This window comes from Pantoea sp. X-Soil-MYKO-1289 (assembly GCF_059730625.1).
In genome coordinates this window covers 1,768,032-1,783,765 of record NZ_AP036004.1, presented here as the reverse complement: position 1 = coordinate 1,783,765, position 15,734 = coordinate 1,768,032, and the positions used below count along the sequence as shown (strand labels likewise).

General features: G+C 60.0%; 17 protein-coding genes. 8 read left to right on the top strand and 9 right to left on the bottom strand.

What is annotated here, in order from left to right; all coding sequences use genetic code 11:
• Positions 1-13 precede the first annotated feature (13 nt).
• Positions 14-967, top strand: a complete 954-nt coding sequence (locus AC6I7Z_RS08540; protein WP_497813861.1) for a hypothetical protein — start codon at positions 14-16, stop codon at positions 965-967.
• Positions 968-1,011: 44 nt separating this feature from the next.
• Positions 1,012-2,454, top strand: a complete 1,443-nt coding sequence (locus AC6I7Z_RS08535) for a serine/threonine protein kinase (protein WP_497813860.1) — start codon at positions 1,012-1,014, stop codon at positions 2,452-2,454.
• Positions 2,455-2,497: 43 nt separating this feature from the next.
• Here the strand turns inward: AC6I7Z_RS08535 and AC6I7Z_RS08530 are convergent, their stop codons facing one another.
• Together AC6I7Z_RS08530 and chaB are read right to left on the bottom strand one after the other, a co-directional pair.
• Positions 2,498-3,175, bottom strand: a complete 678-nt coding sequence (locus tag AC6I7Z_RS08530) for a gamma-glutamylcyclotransferase (protein ID WP_048784238.1) — start codon at positions 3,173-3,175, stop codon at positions 2,498-2,500.
• A 188-nt stretch (positions 3,176-3,363) separates the two neighbouring features.
• A complete protein-coding gene (gene chaB / locus AC6I7Z_RS08525; RefSeq protein WP_497813859.1) occupies positions 3,364-3,594 on the bottom strand; it encodes a putative cation transport regulator ChaB in 231 nt (76 codons plus the stop codon).
• A gap of 370 nt (positions 3,595-3,964) precedes the next feature.
• Here chaB and chaA point away from each other — a divergent pair, with 370 nt between their 5' ends.
• A complete protein-coding gene (gene chaA / locus AC6I7Z_RS08520) occupies positions 3,965-5,056 on the top strand; it encodes a sodium-potassium/proton antiporter ChaA (RefSeq protein ID WP_286871087.1) in 1,092 nt (363 codons plus the stop codon).
• Between the two features lie 63 nt (positions 5,057-5,119).
• Here the strand turns inward: chaA and kdsA are convergent, their stop codons facing one another.
• Genes kdsA through hemA form a run of 6 tightly spaced genes read right to left on the bottom strand, consistent with a single transcriptional unit; the run spans position 5,120 to position 10,433 of the window.
• On the bottom strand, positions 5,120-5,974 hold the full coding sequence (gene kdsA / locus AC6I7Z_RS08515) for a 3-deoxy-8-phosphooctulonate synthase (RefSeq protein ID WP_497813858.1): 855 nt from the start codon (positions 5,972-5,974) through the stop codon (positions 5,120-5,122).
• A gap of 26 nt (positions 5,975-6,000) precedes the next feature.
• The gene (gene sirB1 / locus AC6I7Z_RS08510; RefSeq protein WP_497813857.1) at positions 6,001-6,810 is read right to left on the bottom strand and encodes an invasion regulator SirB1; all 810 of its coding nucleotides are present in this window, start codon (positions 6,808-6,810) and stop codon (positions 6,001-6,003) included.
• Positions 6,807-7,205 (bottom strand): SirB2 family protein, encoded by a 399-nt coding sequence (locus tag AC6I7Z_RS08505; RefSeq protein WP_497813856.1) that lies wholly within the window; start codon positions 7,203-7,205, stop codon positions 6,807-6,809. The genes sirB1 and AC6I7Z_RS08505 overlap by 4 nt, the downstream gene beginning before the upstream one ends.
• Before the next feature lie 12 nt (positions 7,206-7,217).
• Complete coding sequence (prmC, locus tag AC6I7Z_RS08500) at positions 7,218-8,051, bottom strand: peptide chain release factor N(5)-glutamine methyltransferase (RefSeq protein ID WP_497813855.1); 834 nt, start codon at positions 8,049-8,051, stop codon at positions 7,218-7,220.
• Positions 8,051-9,133, bottom strand: coding sequence for a peptide chain release factor 1 (gene prfA, locus AC6I7Z_RS08495; protein ID WP_033747664.1), 1,083 nt, complete (start codon positions 9,131-9,133; stop codon positions 8,051-8,053). Before prfA ends, prmC begins: the two co-directional genes overlap by 1 nt.
• A gap of 43 nt (positions 9,134-9,176) precedes the next feature.
• Positions 9,177-10,433: a glutamyl-tRNA reductase gene (hemA, locus tag AC6I7Z_RS08490; RefSeq protein WP_497813854.1), complete on the bottom strand. Its 1,257-nt coding sequence runs from the start codon at positions 10,431-10,433 to the stop codon at positions 9,177-9,179.
• Between the two features lie 216 nt (positions 10,434-10,649).
• Between hemA and lolB the strand changes: the two genes are divergently transcribed.
• The 3 genes from lolB to prs all read left to right on the top strand — a co-directional run bounded on the left by lolB (position 10,650) and on the right by prs (position 13,212).
• Positions 10,650-11,273 (top strand): lipoprotein insertase outer membrane protein LolB, encoded by a 624-nt coding sequence (gene lolB, locus AC6I7Z_RS08485; RefSeq protein WP_497813853.1) that lies wholly within the window; start codon positions 10,650-10,652, stop codon positions 11,271-11,273.
• Positions 11,270-12,127 (top strand): 4-(cytidine 5'-diphospho)-2-C-methyl-D-erythritol kinase, encoded by an 858-nt coding sequence (gene ispE / locus AC6I7Z_RS08480; RefSeq protein ID WP_497813852.1) that lies wholly within the window; start codon positions 11,270-11,272, stop codon positions 12,125-12,127. Before lolB ends, ispE begins: the two co-directional genes overlap by 4 nt.
• A gap of 137 nt (positions 12,128-12,264) precedes the next feature.
• A complete protein-coding gene (gene prs / locus AC6I7Z_RS08475) occupies positions 12,265-13,212 on the top strand; it encodes a ribose-phosphate diphosphokinase (RefSeq protein WP_006118899.1) in 948 nt (315 codons plus the stop codon).
• A gap of 60 nt (positions 13,213-13,272) precedes the next feature.
• Here prs and ychH read toward each other — a convergent pair whose 3' ends face one another.
• Positions 13,273-13,542: a stress-induced protein YchH gene (gene ychH / locus AC6I7Z_RS08470; protein WP_497813851.1), complete on the bottom strand. Its 270-nt coding sequence runs from the start codon at positions 13,540-13,542 to the stop codon at positions 13,273-13,275.
• 263 nt (positions 13,543-13,805) lie between these two features.
• On the opposite strand from ychH, the gene pth reads away from it, so the two are divergent.
• Together pth and ychF are read left to right on the top strand one after the other, a co-directional pair.
• Positions 13,806-14,393, top strand: coding sequence for an aminoacyl-tRNA hydrolase (gene pth, locus AC6I7Z_RS08465; RefSeq protein ID WP_497813850.1), 588 nt, complete (start codon positions 13,806-13,808; stop codon positions 14,391-14,393).
• 102 nt (positions 14,394-14,495) lie between these two features.
• Entirely contained in the window at positions 14,496-15,587 is a 1,092-nt protein-coding gene (ychF, locus tag AC6I7Z_RS08460) for a redox-regulated ATPase YchF (RefSeq protein ID WP_033747685.1), read from the top strand.
• Positions 15,588-15,734: the final 147 nt, after the last annotated feature.

Genomic DNA, 15,734 nt, shown 5'->3' with positions numbered 1-15,734 from the left:
ACCAAGGATCCTTATGAAATTGTGGTTGTCCGGCATTGCGACCTTGCTTATCGCTTTCAGCGCGCAGGCCGAAGATTATCGCGTGGTTTACTCTCCCAGCCTGGCGCTGGAGGTTTTTATCGATGGCGTAAAAAGCAAAGCGCCCGACGACTGGTGCAAAGAGACATTGCCGCTGCGCATCGTTTCCGGCAAAAGCACCGATTCCGCCGTGCTGACGACCTTTTTGCCGCGCGTCGGCACGCTGCTGGCGAACCAGTGCGGCACGCTGGATGAGCTGCCCTGGCAGATGACCAATAAAGAGGGCGGCGTGCTGGCCAGCGGCAGCGCCAGCAAGCTGCAAAACTGGCGGCCGATTGTCATGGCCGACGCGACCGCCAGCGCCAGCGCCGCCAACGCGGCGCCGCTCGACCTGTCGCGCCCGGCCAACAGCGCGCCGCTGCAGAATTTCGATCTGCCCGGCGGCTGCCGCTTCCGCACGGCGTGGGACGCCGACGGCCAGTCGCTGTTTATTCCCGACGTCGCGCAGGCGCAGTGCCCGCACGACGGCTGGCTGGAAGGCAAAAGCGCGTTAATCTTAGCCAGCAAGGGCAAAAACACGCCTCTGCCGGTCACCTTCTATCAGGGCTACCCTATCGCGAACCTGCAAATCGCCGGCAACTCGCTACAGGTGGTGGCCGCGAATAAAGAGCGCATGATCGTGACGCGCGCCGATGCCGCGGACAGCTGGCTGGTGCTGCCTTTCGACGAGGCGAGCCACGTCTGGCGCTTTAACGGCGCGCTGCTGGTGAAAATGGATAAAAATACGGCGCAGCAGGATCCGGACGCCGTGAAATCGCGGGTGGAAACGTTGCGTGGTCTTTGGGGACCGCAGTTTATGCCACAGCAAAAAGTGAATGTGTTACTGATCGACACCCTGCACGCCGATCTGGTCGATCCGGCGATAGGTGCGTGGCGTAACATCAATTAATTACAGCGCAGCCTGGCTGCCAGGCGGTGTTCAGAGAGTTCACTATGTCGGCAAATGATAATCAGAAAGCGGTGCCCAACGCGCTCCCTGCGGGATACCGATTTAACGAGTTTGAAATCAAGGAAGTGATTGGCGGCGGCGGGTTTGGCATCGTTTATCGCGCCTGGGATCATCAGCTTGAGCGCACCATCGCGATTAAAGAGTATATGCCGGTGTCGCTGGCGGTGCGCGCCGAGGATCTGTCGCTGGAGCTGCGCGGCGAACGCTATCAAAAGCTGTTTAACGCCGGCCTGACCAGCTTTATCCAGGAGGCGCGTCTGCTGGCGCGCTTCAACCATCCCGGCCTGCTGCACGTGCTGCGCTTCTGGGAGCAGAACGGCACCGCCTATATGGGCACGCTCTACTACAGCGGCATGACGCTGAAAGAGTGGCAGCAGACCAGCCCGGATGCGGTGAGCGAGGCCTGGATCCGCCGCCTGCTGCCGCCGCTGTTCGGTGCCATCAGCACCATCCATCAGGCGGGCTATCTGCATCGCGATATTTCGCTGGATAATATTCAGATTCAGGAAAACCAGCTGCCGGTGCTGCTCGACTTCGGCTCGGCGCGTAAAGAGATCGGCAACCTGTCGGACGAAACCGAAATTATGCTCAAGCCGGGCTTCGCGCCGATTGAGCAGTACAGCGAAGAGGGTGAAAACGAACAGGGGCCGTGGACCGATATTTACGCGCTCGGCGCGGTGCTGCACAGCCTGATTACCGGCAATCCGCCGCCGGTAAGCGTGGTGCGCTGCATCGAGGATAACTACCAGCCGCTGGTCGAGCGTCAGCCGCCCGGCTATTCGCTGCCGCTGCTGCACGCGGTGGACTGCGCGCTGGCGATGAAGCCCGCCGATCGCCCGCAGTCGATTGACGCCTTTGCCGCGCTTATCGATCTGCCCGTCAGCGACGTAGAGGCGGTGGTCAATAGCCTGCAGCCTGCGCCGGAGCCGGTCGCTGCTGCGCCCGCGCCGACGCCCGTGGTCGAGGAAGAGGACGTAGCGACGCCCGCGCCGGTGGTGATGGCGGTGAATCACGCCTCGGCCAGCGTCGAGCCGGTGACGCCGCGCAACGTGCGTCGTCTGTCGCCGGGGCTGGTGGCGCTGGCGGCTGCGGCGCTGCTGGCGGTCGTGGTGGTCGCCTGGCTGACCAACAGGCGCGACGCGGCGCCGGAAAATGCGACGCCTGCCGTAGTCGACAATCCCGTGGTGAATAGCGCGCCGCCGGCGACGCCCGCCACGCTGGCGACGGTCTACCTCAAGCTAGAGCGCGGCGCCAACGTGGTGCTCAACGGCCAGCCGGTGGAGGTGAAAACCGGCAGCAACGGCTTTGCCGCGCTCAACCTGGCGGCGGGTCAGTATCGTATCGAGGTGCATTCAGGCACCAGCATGCGCGCGCAGTCGCTGGTGATTGACAAGCCAGGCACCTGGCTGCTGAATCCGGGGAATTAGCGCGCTTTCGCGGCGTGGATACGCACGCCGCGAGCCTTACCCTTTAGCCCTGCGCGCAGCGCACGCCCGCCTGCAGCGCGCGCACCTGGTGCGCCAGGCGGCTTAAACTCTCCTCCTCCATGCCGCGCTTCGCCAGCTCTTGCTCCAGCGAAAAAAGATACTGCGCGTTGCTGCCCAACGGGCCGCTCGCCGCGGCGATCAGCGGCGCGATCGCTTCAGGACAGGAGTCCGATTCATACAGCGGATGGCGCGGATCCATAATAAAGGCCAGCGCGGTGACGCTGCGCCCATCCTCCAGCGTTAATTCGCACCAGGTCGGCAGATAGCAGCCGGTGATCATTTCGCGCTTCCACAGCAGCTCCAGCTCTTCATGCAGGCGCGTCTCCGGCAGGCGGAACGCCAGGCCGCTGGTCGAACCGCCCTCTTTCAGCGCCAGCATGCGGCCAGGATGGGACGAGGTGCCGCGTCCGGCGATCAGCCGCAGGCAGAAGGCGCGATGCCAGCCGTCCAGCGTGCCGGAGGCGACCTCGTCCGCTTCAAAAACAGGATTCCACATCAGCGACCCATAGCCGAAGATCCAGACCGGACTCTGGTCGGGACGGCAGGCGAGCGTGGCCGCCAGCGACGCGGCGCGCTGCTCGCAGCTCCAGAGCAACGATTCCTCAATATCGCCGAATGAGGTTTTGCAGTCTGCTTTTAATAAAAATTCTCGGGTTAACAATGCGACCTCCTGACCTTTTTAACGTCCTGTCCGACGGGCTCCCTTATAAAATCGGCTAACGGGCGACATTCTTGAGCCGCAGCAAGCTCTGACAGTATGCATTTTCCGCCCCGCTTTCAAGGCCGCGGCCAGGCGAGAAATTAAAAAAGCGCTGCGTCAGGCCGGCTGCGCCGGCCCCGGTCCCGTGGCTACTTTTTAGGGTGCCACTTATCATCATCCCTTTTTTCATACTCTTTTTTTACCGCCGACCAGGCAACTTTATGCGCCACCTCTTCCCGAGACTCGTCGCCGCGTCGCTCATCTTTGTCTTTATACTGATCCCAGGCGCTGTTGAACGCCTTCTGATAGATCTCCTGCGCATGCGGCGGCAGAACATGCTTCACGTTATCCGGCAGCGCTTCACGATTTTTGTAAGGCATTGCATTTCCTCCATTAAAGGTCAGCTTTAAGCCTGGCGTATGGAGAAAAAATTACAACCTTGATATTCAACCTGCCGTTTCGAAAAAATCGCACGAAGCGCCTGAAACCCAGGGTTATCGCAGTAATAATTTGCATTTAACTGCGTTATTATTTCCTGACGAACTACGTTAATATGATGAATAGAAAGCGATAAAACATTTTTATATTGCTTTTTGGCAGTGTGGCCGTGTATTTGTATGAAAGTAAAAACCGGTAAATTTTACCCCGGTTAAACGGCGAAAAGTTACACTCTGATATGTAATAAAAGTTCTACTATTTTGTGAAACCCCGTTGGGTTTCGCCGAAGCATTTCTCTCAAGAGGATGGTGAATGACCACACATGAAAAAACACGTCACAAAGAGTTCTCGCTGATACTTCCTCTCGCCGCCCTGGGCGTGCTGTTTTTCTTTGGCGGACAGACCTCTCTGCCCGCGGTTATCGGCATCAACCTGCTGGCGCTGGTGGCGATCCTCAGCAGCGCCTTCAGCGTGGTGCGCCATGCCGACGTGCTGGCGCATCGGCTGGGCGAGCCCTACGGCTCGCTGATCCTCAGCCTGTCGGTGGTGATCCTCGAGGTCAGTCTGATCTCCGCGCTGATGGCCACCGGCGATGCCGCGCCGGCGCTGATGCGCGACACGCTCTACTCCATCATCATGATCGTCACCGGCGGGCTGGTGGGGTTCTCGCTGCTGCTGGGCGGGCGCAAGTTCGCCACGCAGTATGTGAATCTTGCCGGGGTAAAGCAGTACCTGATCGCCATCTTTCCGCTGGCGATCCTGGTGCTGGTGTTTCCCAACGCCCTGCCGGGCGGCAACTTCACCACCACGCAGGCGCTGCTGATCGCGGCGATTTCGGCGGCGATGTACGGCGTTTTCCTGCTGATCCAGACGCGCACCCACCAGAGCCTGTTTGTTTACGAGCATGAAGACGACAGCGACGATGGCGACCCTCATCACGGCAAGCCCTCGGCGCACAGCAGCGTCTGGCACACCGTCTGGCTGATCGTGCATCTGATTGCGGTGATCAGCGTCACCAAGATGAACGCCAATACGCTGGAGCATCTGCTGTCGGAGTTTAATGCGCCCGCGCAGTTCACCGGCTTCCTGGTGGCCCTGCTGATCCTGTCGCCGGAAGGGCTGGGCGCGCTGAAGGCGGTGCTGATGAATCAGGTGCAGCGCGCCATGAATCTCTTTTTCGGCTCGGTGCTGGCGACCATCTCGCTGACCGTGCCGGCGGTAAGCATTATCGCCACCCTTACCGGCCAGCAGCTGGTGTTCGGCCTTGAGCCGCCGCAGATGGTGATGATGTCAGCAGCGCTGATCCTGTGTCATATCTCGTTTTCCACCGGGCGCACCAACGTGCTGAACGGCGCCGCGCACCTGGCGATTTTTGCCGGCTATCTGATGACGATCATGCTCTGAACAAGAGACAAAAAAAAGAGCGACCAATGTCGCTCTTTTTTATTTCGCCGCCTGAAGCGCCAGTTACTTGCTGGTATCCAGCTCCGGGAAGCTCTTCACCAGGTCGTCAATCGCCTTCATCTGCACCAGGAACGGCTCCAGTTTATCAAGCGGCAGCGCGGACGGGCCGTCGCACTTCGCGTGATCCGGATCCGGATGCGCTTCGATAAACAGACCGGCAATGCCGACCGCCATCCCGGCGCGCGCCAGCTCGCCCACCTGGGCGCGGCGACCGCCGGAAGCGGCGCCGAACGGGTCGCGCGTCTGCAGCGCGTGGGTCACGTCGAAAATCACCGGGCTGTTGTTGGTGACTTTCTTCATCACGTTAAAGCCGAGCATATCGACGACCAGATTATCATAGCCGAAGTTGCTGCCGCGATCGCACAGAATCACCTGATCGTTGCCGCCTTCCGCGAACTTATCCACGATATTGCCCATCTGGCCAGGGCTGACGAACTGCGGTTTCTTCACGTTAATCACCGCACCGGTCTTCGCCATCGCTTCCACCAGGTCGGTCTGACGCGCCAGGAAGGCGGGCAGCTGGATCACGTCGACCACGTCGGCCACCGGCTGCGCCTGCGACGCCTCGTGCACGTCGGTAATGATCTTCACGCCGAACGCCTGCTTCAGCTCCTGGAAAATCTTCATGCCCTCTTCGAGGCCGGGACCGCGATAGGATTTAATGGAAGAGCGGTTAGCCTTGTCAAAAGAGGCCTTGAACACGTACGGAATGCCGAGCTTGTCGGTGACCTTCACATAGTGTTCGCAAATACGCATGGCGAGATCGCGCGATTCCAGCACGTTCATGCCGCCAAACAGCACAAATGGCAGATCGTTAGCGACCTTGATATCACCAATAGTGACGACTTTCTGAGTCATGCCCTTTCCTTAATGGTGTGGTGCGCTTAGTGCAGCGTCACCTGTTTCTGTTCAATTGCGTGAATTTGTACTTTGATCATCTCGCTGACCGGATCCTCGGGACACTGCTCAACGAAGTAGGTTAAATCGTTTAGCGCAATATGGTCGCACTCCAGCTGCGCGTAGATCAAACCGCGATCGCGGATCTCGTAAGGGTCGTCTGGATCGATCTGCAACAGCACCTGGCTCACGCCCAGCGCCAGCTCCATCTGCTTCTCCTCCATCAGCGCCGCCTTCATGGTGTCGAGCATCTTGCGCATCACGCTAATGGTCTTCGCCTCTTCCAGATCGTCGTCGTAGAGCTTCGCCGTGGGGCTGATGTTGCCCTTCAGCCACACTTCCAGCGTGTGGGTATCGAGCGTCTCGCCGTTGAACGGGTTGATCAGCCACATCTCGCCGTCGATCCAGTCGGCGCGTAAAATCAGCTGCGTGGGGAAAATAACCGGCATCAGCGGAATGTCGAGCGCCTGCGCGATATGCAGCAGGATCACGCCCAGCGACACCGCGGTGCCCTGACGCGTCTTGAGCACTTTATCCAGCCACAGCGCGTCAGAAAGGTTGTAGATGCCGCTGGCGCCGCCGAAGCCCCAATGGCGGTAGAAAAGCTCCAGCAGCTTCTCCAGCTGCATGTCGGCGTCCTGTTCGCTGCTCACATAGCGGCGGGCTTCCGCCACCAGCGTCGCCAGCTGCTCCTGCACGGACGAGGCGGGAAAATCGGCGCGAATCGCGCGGGTGGCGCCAATCACCGCTTCGCACAGCGGCGTCTGGCTAAAATCTAATTGCTCTGTGGAGGTCATACTATCCCCAATAACGGCATTTTGGTCACCGCCAGCTTAATCACTGTCACCAGCGCGACCAGCGCGACCAGGAAAGCGATCCAGCGCGTACGGCTGGCGCGCGGGCGACGACTCAATGCCACGGAACCTAAGGCGATGTAGATAATAACGCCTAAAAGCTTCTCCGTCAGCCAGCTTCCTTGCGGCGAGAACGGGTAAAAGTGGGTAATCATCACCAGCAGCACGCCGGTCAGCAGTAAAAAGGTGTCGTTAACGTGCGGCGTAATGCGCACCCAGCGGCGCTGCAGCAGCGCCGAGCCGCGGCGCAGCCAGTAAAAACGCAGGATAAAAAGCGCAATGCTGATAAACACCGTCAGCAGATGCAGTTGCTTAATAAGCGGATAGTAAGCGGCCATGAAACGTCCTTTTTAAGAGGGAATGCGACCGAGCGTGACGCGCGGATTGCCGCCGTAATCATTCACGGTCTCAACCTGAAGAAAATCGTGCTGCTGCATCAGCGCGCGGACTAGGGCGTCCTGCTGCCAGCCATGCTCCAGCAGCAGCCAGCCGCCGGGCGCCAGCCACTGCGGCGCCTGGGTGATAAGCAGGCGCAGATCTGCCAGCCCCGCCTCGTCGGCCACCAGCGCGCTGCGCGGTTCGAAACGCACGTCGCCCTGCGAAAGATGCTGGTCGCACGCGTCGATATAGGGAGGATTGCTGACGATCAGATTGAAGCGCGCGGCGGGCAGCGCGTCGAACCAGTGGCTCAGGACGAAGGCGGCGTTGGGGATCGCCAGCCGGTCGGCGTTGCTTTGCGCCAGCGCCACGGCGGCCTCGATGCGATCGACGCCCAGCACTTCGCAGTCGGGCCGTTCGCTCGCCAGCGCCAGCGCGATAGCGCCGGTGCCGGTGCCGAGATCGAGAATGCGCGACGGCGCGGCGGGCAGGCGCGCCAGCGCCTGCTCTACCAGCACTTCGGTGTCGGGTCGCGGGATCAGCGTCGCGTCGGAGACGCGCAGCGGCAGCGACCAGAATTCGCGCTCGCCGATCAGATGCGCCACCGGCTCGCCCTGCACGCGCCGCGCCAGCAGCGCGTCAAGGCGCGTCAGCTGTTCAGGCAGCAGTTCGGTCTCGCCGAACGCCACCAGCCAGCTGCGCGATTTGCCGGTAACGTGCCCCAGCAGGATCTCCGCGTCGCGCTTCGGACTCTCGCCGCCCTGTAGCGCGGCGACAGCCCTTTTCAGCCAGCGTTGAAACTCCATTACTCCTGACCAGCCAGCGCGGCCAGCTGATCGGCCTGATGCTCCTGCACAATCGGCTCAATCAGGTTGTCCAGCTTGCCTTCCATGGTCTCGTCAAGGCGATAGATGGTCAGGTTGATGCGGTGATCGGTCACGCGCCCCTGCGGGAAGTTGTAGGTGCGGATACGATCGGAGCGATCGCCGCTGCCCAGCAGGTTGCGGCGCGTGCTCGCCTCCGCTTCGTGGCGCTTCGCCATCTCCGCGGCGCGAATGCGCGCGCCCAGCACCGCCAGCGCTTTGGCTTTGTTTTTGTGCTGCGAACGCTCATCCTGACACTCCACCACGATGCCGGTCGGCAGGTGGGTGATGCGGATAGCGGAGTCGGTGGTGTTGACGTGCTGGCCGCCCGCGCCTGACGAGCGGAAGGTGTCGATCTTCAGATCGGACGGATTGATCTCCGGCAGCTCCGCTTCCGGCACCTCCGGCATCACCGCCACGGTGCAGGCCGAGGTATGGATACGTCCCTGGGATTCGGTTTCCGGCACGCGCTGCACGCGGTGGCCGCCCGATTCGAACTTCAGGCGGCCATAGGCGCCGTCGCCGGTGACGCGGGCGATCACTTCTTTATAGCCGCCGTGCTCGCCTTCGTTGGCGCTGACGATCTCCACGCGCCAGCGGCGCGCTTCGGCGTAGCGGCTGTACATGCGGAACAGGTCGCCGGCGAAGATCGCCGCCTCGTCGCCGCCAGTGCCGGCGCGCACTTCGATAAAGCAGGCGCGTTCGTCGTCAGGATCTTTCGGCAGCAGCAGCACCTGCAGCTGCTGCTCCAGCCGCTCGCTCTCGGCGCGCGCCTGCTGCAGCTCTTCCTGCGCCATATCGCGCATTTCGGCATCGTCCAGCATCATCTGGGCGGTTTCGATATCTTCCTGCGTTTGCTGCCACGCGCGGAAACATTGGGTCACGTCGGTTAACTGCGCATATTCGCGCGAGAGCGCGCGGAAGCGGTCCTGATCGGCGATAACGCTGGCGTCGCCGAGCATCGCTTCCACTTCTTCGTGGCGCTCCTGCAGCGCTTCCAGTTTGGCAACAATAGAGGTTTTCATGTCGTGATGGGATTCTCGTCACAGAGGGCAACAGCCCGGGAGTCTACTCGAGACCGAGGCTGTCGCGAAGCAATTGCAGGCGTTCAGTGTCGCCGTCGCGGGCGGCCTGCTGCAGGGATTTGGTTGGTGCGTGAATTAAACGATTGGTCAGCTTGTGCGCCAGCTCCTGCAGAACTTTCTGCGGATCGGCGCCCTGCTGCAGCGCGGCCAGCGCGCGCGATTCGAGATCGGCGCGCACGCTTTCCGCCTGAGAGCGGTATTCGCGAATGGTCTCGACCGCGCTCTGGGCGCGCAGCCAGGACATAAATTCACCGCTCTCCTGCACCACGATGCTTTCGGCCTGTACGGCGGCGGCTTTGCGCTGCGCCATATTCTGCTCGATGATCGCCTGCAGGTCGTCAACGCTGTAGAGATAGGCGTTAGGCAGCTTGCCCACTTCCGGCTCCACGTCGCGCGGCACGGCGATATCCACCAGCAGCACCGGTTTGTTGCGGCGCGCTTTCAGCGCGCGCTCCATCATCCCTTTGCCGATAATCGGCAGCGGGCTGGCGGTGGAGGAGATAACGATATCGGCTTCGGCGAGGCGCGCGTCGATGTCGCCGAGGCCGATCACCTCCGCGCCGACCTCTTCCGCCAGCCGCTCGGCGCGCTCGCGCGTGCGGTTGGCGATAATCAGCTTCTGCACTTTATGCTCGCGCAGGTGGCGCGCCACCAGCTCGATGGTTTCGCCCGCGCCGACCAGCAGCACGTTGACGGTCGACAGGGATTCGAAGATCTGACGCGCCAGCGTACAGGCGGCGAAGGCGACCGACACCGCGCTGGCGCCGATTTCCGTTTCGGTGCGCACGCGTTTGGCGACCGAGAAGGTTTTCTGGAACATCCGCTCCAGCTCGCTGCTCAGCGCATGGCCGCGCTGCGAATCGGCGAACGCTTTTTTCACCTGGCCGAGGATTTGCGGTTCGCCCAGCACCAGCGAGTCGAGACCGCTCGCCACGCGCATTAAGTGGCTGACCGCCGCGTTGTCCTGATGCCAGTAGAGACTTTGACGCACGTCCTCTTCATTGAGATGGTGATAGTCACACAGCCAGCGCACCAGGCGCTCCTGCAGATCCGCCTGCTGCTCTACGCTAAGGTAGAGTTCGGTGCGGTTGCAGGTAGAGAGAACGACGCCGCTCTGCACCATTGGCTGGGAAAGCAGGCTGTCGAGCGCCTGTTCCAGCACGTCCGGCCCGAACGCGACGCGTTCGCGCAGCGCGACAGGTGCAGTTTTATGATTGATTCCGAGAGCGAGCAGCGTCATGGCGATAAAAGTTGGGATGTCCCAATAATGTCAGGGTTTTGTGATGCGCATTCTACAAGATGCGGCAGATCATGAAAAGCCATACAAAGGCTATGACTGTAATAAGATTAAACTGATCGTGCGCAATTTTACTCTAATCAGCATTGACGGTTTATAAGCGGATCGCTAGCGTTAACCGTTACGAATTAAAAACGTGTCCGAGGAGATGACCACGTGATGACCTATTCACCACGCACTATGTTGCGCCTTTTGCCGCTGGCGAGCGTTTTGCTTACCGCCTGCGCCGTTAATCAGCCTCAGGGCCCAGGCCCGAGCACGACCGCGCCGCAGTGGCAGCAGCATCAGCAGGATGTGGCGAAAGTCACGCACTACCAGACACGCGGCGCCTTCGCCTATCTTTCCGACAAGCAGAAAGTCTACGCGCGCTTTAACTGGCAGCAGACCGCTCCGGACCGCTATCGCCTGCTGCTGACCAACCCGCTGGGCAGCACGGAGTTGCAGCTTGACGCTCAGGGCGACACCGTACAGATTGTGGACAACAAAGGCAAACGCTACGTCAGCAACGACGCGGAGAAGATGATCGCTCAGCTGACCGGCATGGATATTCCGCTTGCCAACCTGCGCCAGTGGATGATGGGCCTGCCGGGCGACGCCAGCGACTATCAGCTCAACAGCAATTATCAGCTTAAAAGCCTGAACTACAGCAGCAACGGCCAGAAGTGGCAGGTCGCGATTCAGGATTACGACAGCAAATCCACCCCGCCGCTGCCGGCGAACCTGGAGCTGCGCGAAGGCGACCAGCGCATCAAACTGCGTATGGATAGCTGGACCCTGCAATGATCACCACCTGGCCCGCTCCGGCAAAGCTCAACCTGTTTCTCTATATCACCGGCCGTCGCGCAGACGGCTACCATAACCTGCAGACGCTGTTTCAGTTTCTCGACTACGGCGACAGCCTGCATATCACGCCGGACAGCAGCGGCCGCGTCAGCCTGACTACGCCGGTCGACGGCGTCGCCCATGACGACAACCTGATCGTTCGCGCGGCGATGCTGCTGCGCCAGGCGGCGCAGGCCCAAGACTGGCTGCCGGCCGACGCCGGCGCGCAGATCGCCATCGAAAAGCAACTGCCGATGGGCGGCGGGCTGGGCGGCGGCTCCTCGAACGCCGCCACCGTGCTGGTGGCGCTGAATCACCTCTGGGGCGTTGGTTTCTCCCTGGAGGCGCTGGCGGAGCTGGGGATTAAGCTTGGCGCGGACGTGCCGGTGTTCGTCAGAGGTTTCGCCGCCTTTGCCCAGGGCGTTGGCGAGCAGCTCCAGCCCGCCGACCCGGCGGAAAAATGGTATCTTGTGGCGCATCCCGGCGTGAGCGTTCCGACGCCGCTGGTGTTTAACGATCCGCAGCTTACGCGCGATACGCCGGTGCGTTCTCTGGCGGCGCTTTTATCGACACCCTTTCACAATGATTGTGAGGCAGTGGTAAGAAAACGTTTTCGCGAGGTTGATGAGCTTGTTTCCTGGCTGCTAGAATACGCGCCGTCGCGCCTGACTGGCACTGGCGCTTGCGTGTTTGCCGAATTTGACACCGAGTCAGCCGCTCGTCAGGTGCTGGAACTCGCCCCGAAATGGGTATGCGGATTTGTCGCGCGAGGCGTTAACGTCTCGCCTCTGCATCGCACCCTTTCCGGGCTGTAAGCGCATGTGTGACAGTGTCACCCTGTTCCAGACGCTGCACGCTGTGCATTAACACACCCGTATGAACATGCATCAGGGTATGCGCCGGTTACCCTGACGCCGTTCATTCTCTGGACGCCAAGCCTGAGGTTCTTCTCGTGCCTGATATGAAGCTATTTGCTGGTAACGCCACCCCGGAACTAGCACAACGTATTGCCAACCGCCTTTACACCAGCCTCGGAGACGCCGCAGTGGGCCGTTTCAGCGATGGCGAAGTGAGTGTACAAATTAATGAAAATGTACGCGGTGGTGATATTTTCATCATCCAGTCCACCTGTGCTCCCACCAATGATAATCTGATGGAACTGGTTGTGATGGTCGACGCGCTGCGTCGAGCTTCTGCTGGTCGTATTACCGCGGTTATTCCCTACTTCGGCTATGCCCGCCAGGACCGCCGCGTGCGCTCCGCTCGCGTGCCGATTACCGCTAAAGTGGTCGCGGATTTCCTTTCCAGCGTTGGTGTCGACCGCGTTCTGACGGTCGATCTTCACGCCGAGCAAATCCAGGGCTTCTTTGACGTCCCGGTTGATAACGTTTTCGGCAGCCCGATCCTGCTGGAAGACATGCTGCAAATTGGTCTGGAAAACCCGATCGTGGTTTCTCCGGACATCGGCGGCGTCGTGCGTGCTCGCGCGATCGCCAAACTGCTTAACGATACCGATATGGCTATCATCGATAAACGTCGTCCGCGCGCGAACGTTTCTCAGGTGATGCACATCATCGGCGACGTGGCGGGCCGCGACTGCGTGCTGGTCGACGATATGATCGACACCGGCGGCACGCTGTGCAAAGCGGCGGAAGCGTTGAAAGAGCGCGGCGCGAAACGCGTCTTCGCCTACGCGACTCACCCGATTTTCTCCGGCAATGCGGTAGAGAATCTGCGTAAATCGGTGATCGATCAGGTTATCGTCTGCGACACCATCCCGCTTTCTGAAGAGATGAAGTCGCTGCCGAACGTTCGTACCCTGACGCTTTCCGGCATGCTGGCTGAAGCGATCCGCCGTATCAGCAACGAAGAGTCTATCTCGGCGATGTTCGAGCATTAATGATTCGTTAAATAAAAAACCGGGCCATGCGCCCGGTTTTTTTATGGCTGGAAAAACGGATCAGTGGTTCGGCGTGCGGCGGCAGCGCTCGTCATAATGACGGTGCCAGAAGTAGCGGTCTTCGATCCTTTCGCGCCCGCTGACGCGCGCGCCGGCGAGCCACAGCAGCGCGCCGATAAAGATGCCGAGAATAGCGCCCTGCGCCAGCAGCGCCGGCATCTGAATGCTCGGCAGTTGATTAAGCACGGAGAAGATGATGCTGGAGACCATCACCACCAGCCCTACGATCATCAGGACGTTTCCTGCTTTCCGACAATGTTGATGTTTCATAACTCACCTCTGTCCATATGAACAAGCCAAACAAACCGCACATAATGTTAACTTGTCATAAGTTTAGGCAATGGCCTGCGGACAAGTTGCGTCCAGGATCACAAACCCTAATAAAGGCTGACCTAAATTTACCTTCAGAAGCTTGATTTAAATAACAAAATAGTTAATCACGCGACGTAACCATCCAGCCTTTGCGAAGTTTGTTCTCTTCTCTGCCGCGAAGTACACTAACGCCTTTTCACCACCTGAGCAGGATATTCATCGTGAGCAGCATTAAACTGATTGTGGGCCTGGCCAATCCCGGCGCGGAGTACGCCGCCACGCGACATAACGCCGGCGCCTGGTATCTCGATTTGCTGGCGGAGCGTCATAATCAGTCGCTAAAGGAAGAGGCGAAATTCTTCGGCTATACCGCGCGTATCAGCCTGGCGGGCGAAGATGTGCGTCTGCTGGTGCCGACGACTTATATGAACCTTAGCGGCAAGGCCGTGGCGGCGATGGCGACCTTTTTCCGCATCGCGCCGGAAGAGATTCTGGTGGCGCACGATGAGCTCGATCTGCCGCCGGGCGTCGCGAAGTTCAAACAGGGCGGCGGCCATGGCGGCCATAACGGCCTGAAGGACATCATCAGCAAGCTGGGCAACAACAATAACTTTCACCGCCTGCGCATCGGCATCGGCCATCCGGGCGATCGCAACAAGGTGACGGGATTTGTGCTGGGCAAGCCGCCCGCCAGCGAGCAGAAGCTGATCGACGATGCGATTGATGAAGCGGCGCGCTGTACCGAAGTGTGGCTGAAGGAGGATCGCCTGAAGGCGATGAACCGGCTGCACGCGTTCAAGGCGAGCTAAACGCCCTGCCCGCGCGATTTCTGTGTATAATGCGCCAAATTTTTTCGTTTCCGGCAATGCCTGCAGCAGGCGTTGCACCTCAAGTTAGAAGGGTAACCAACCATGGGATTCAAATGCGGTATCGTGGGCCTGCCGAACGTCGGTAAATCCACCCTGTTCAACGCGCTGACTAAAGCGGGCATCGAAGCGGCTAACTTCCCCTTCTGCACCATTGAGCCCAACACCGGCGTGGTGCCGATGCCGGATCCGCGCCTTGATCAGCTGGCGGAGATCGTCAAACCGCAGCGCCTGGTGCCGACCACCATGGAGTTCGTCGACATTGCGGGCCTGGTGAAAGGCGCGTCGAAAGGCGAAGGTCTGGGCAACCAGTTCCTGACCAATATCCGTGAAACCGAAGCGATCGGCCACGTCGTGCGCTGCTTCGAGAATGAAAACATCATTCACGTCGCGGGCAAAGTGGATCCGGCGGAAGATATCGACGTGATCAACACCGAGCTGGCGCTCTCCGATCTGGAAACCTGCGAGCGCGCCATTCAGCGCGTGCAGAAAAAAGCCAAAGGCGGCGATAAAGACGCGAAGGTCGAGCTGGCCGCGCTGGAGAAGTGCCTGCCGCATCTGGAAAACGCCGGTATGCTGCGCGCGCTGAAGCTGGACGCCGATGAGAAAGCGGCGATCCGCTACCTGAGCTTCCTGACGCTGAAGCCGACCATGTATATCGCCAACGTCAACGAAGACGGTTTTGAGAACAACCCCTACCTCGATCAGGTTCGCGCCATCGCTGAAGCGGAAGGCTCCGTGGTGGTACCGGTTTGCGCCGCCGTTGAGTCAGACATCGCCGAACTGGACGATGAAGATCGCGCCGAGTTTATGGCCGAGCTGGGTCTGGAAGAGCCGGGCCTGAACCGCGTAATCCGCGCCGGTTACGCCCTGCTGAACCTGCAGACCTACTTCACCGCGGGCGTGAAAGAAGTGCGCGCCTGGACTATTCCGGTCGGCGCTACCGCGCCGCAGGCGGCTGGCAAGATCCATACCGACTTCGAGAAAGGCTTTATCCGCGCGCAGACCATCGCGTTTGACGACTTTGTCGCTTACAAAGGTGAACAGGGCGCGAAGGAAGCGGGCAAGATGCGTTCAGAAGGGAAAGAGTACATCGTTAAAGATGGCGATGTGATGAACTTCCTGTTTAACGTCTAAGCCGCGTTTGTCTGATGAGGGGCTAGCGCCTCTCATAACAAACCGCTCGGTTTTAAAATCCACGCCTGCGCGTGGATTTTTTATGCCCGGAAAAGAGACCCTTGATTAGTATGCTGTAACTAAATAGTTCTATGCTGTATCCCGCGT

Excerpts from the sequence above, each read along its gene's own strand:
- AC6I7Z_RS08540 (WP_497813861.1), top strand. The coding sequence starts at position 14 with ATGAAATTGTGGTTGTCCGGCATTGCGACCTTGCTTATCGCTTTCAGC.
- AC6I7Z_RS08535 (WP_497813860.1), top strand. The coding sequence starts at position 1,012 with ATGTCGGCAAATGATAATCAGAAAGCGGTGCCCAACGCGCTCCCTGCG.
- chaB (WP_497813859.1), bottom strand. The coding sequence starts at position 3,594 with ATGCCTTACAAAAATCGTGAAGCGCTGCCGGATAACGTGAAGCATGTT.
- chaA (WP_286871087.1), top strand. The coding sequence starts at position 3,965 with ATGACCACACATGAAAAAACACGTCACAAAGAGTTCTCGCTGATACTT.
- kdsA (WP_497813858.1), bottom strand. The coding sequence starts at position 5,974 with ATGACTCAGAAAGTCGTCACTATTGGTGATATCAAGGTCGCTAACGAT.
- sirB1 (WP_497813857.1), bottom strand. The coding sequence starts at position 6,810 with ATGACCTCCACAGAGCAATTAGATTTTAGCCAGACGCCGCTGTGCGAA.
- AC6I7Z_RS08505 (WP_497813856.1), bottom strand. The coding sequence starts at position 7,205 with ATGGCCGCTTACTATCCGCTTATTAAGCAACTGCATCTGCTGACGGTG.
- prmC (WP_497813855.1), bottom strand. The coding sequence starts at position 8,051 with ATGGAGTTTCAACGCTGGCTGAAAAGGGCTGTCGCCGCGCTACAGGGC.
- prfA (WP_033747664.1), bottom strand. The coding sequence starts at position 9,133 with ATGAAAACCTCTATTGTTGCCAAACTGGAAGCGCTGCAGGAGCGCCAC.
- hemA (WP_497813854.1), bottom strand. The coding sequence starts at position 10,433 with ATGACGCTGCTCGCTCTCGGAATCAATCATAAAACTGCACCTGTCGCG.
- lolB (WP_497813853.1), top strand. The coding sequence starts at position 10,650 with ATGACCTATTCACCACGCACTATGTTGCGCCTTTTGCCGCTGGCGAGC.
- ispE (WP_497813852.1), top strand. The coding sequence starts at position 11,270 with ATGATCACCACCTGGCCCGCTCCGGCAAAGCTCAACCTGTTTCTCTAT.
- ychH (WP_497813851.1), bottom strand. The coding sequence starts at position 13,542 with ATGAAACATCAACATTGTCGGAAAGCAGGAAACGTCCTGATGATCGTA.
- ychF (WP_033747685.1), top strand. The coding sequence starts at position 14,496 with ATGGGATTCAAATGCGGTATCGTGGGCCTGCCGAACGTCGGTAAATCC.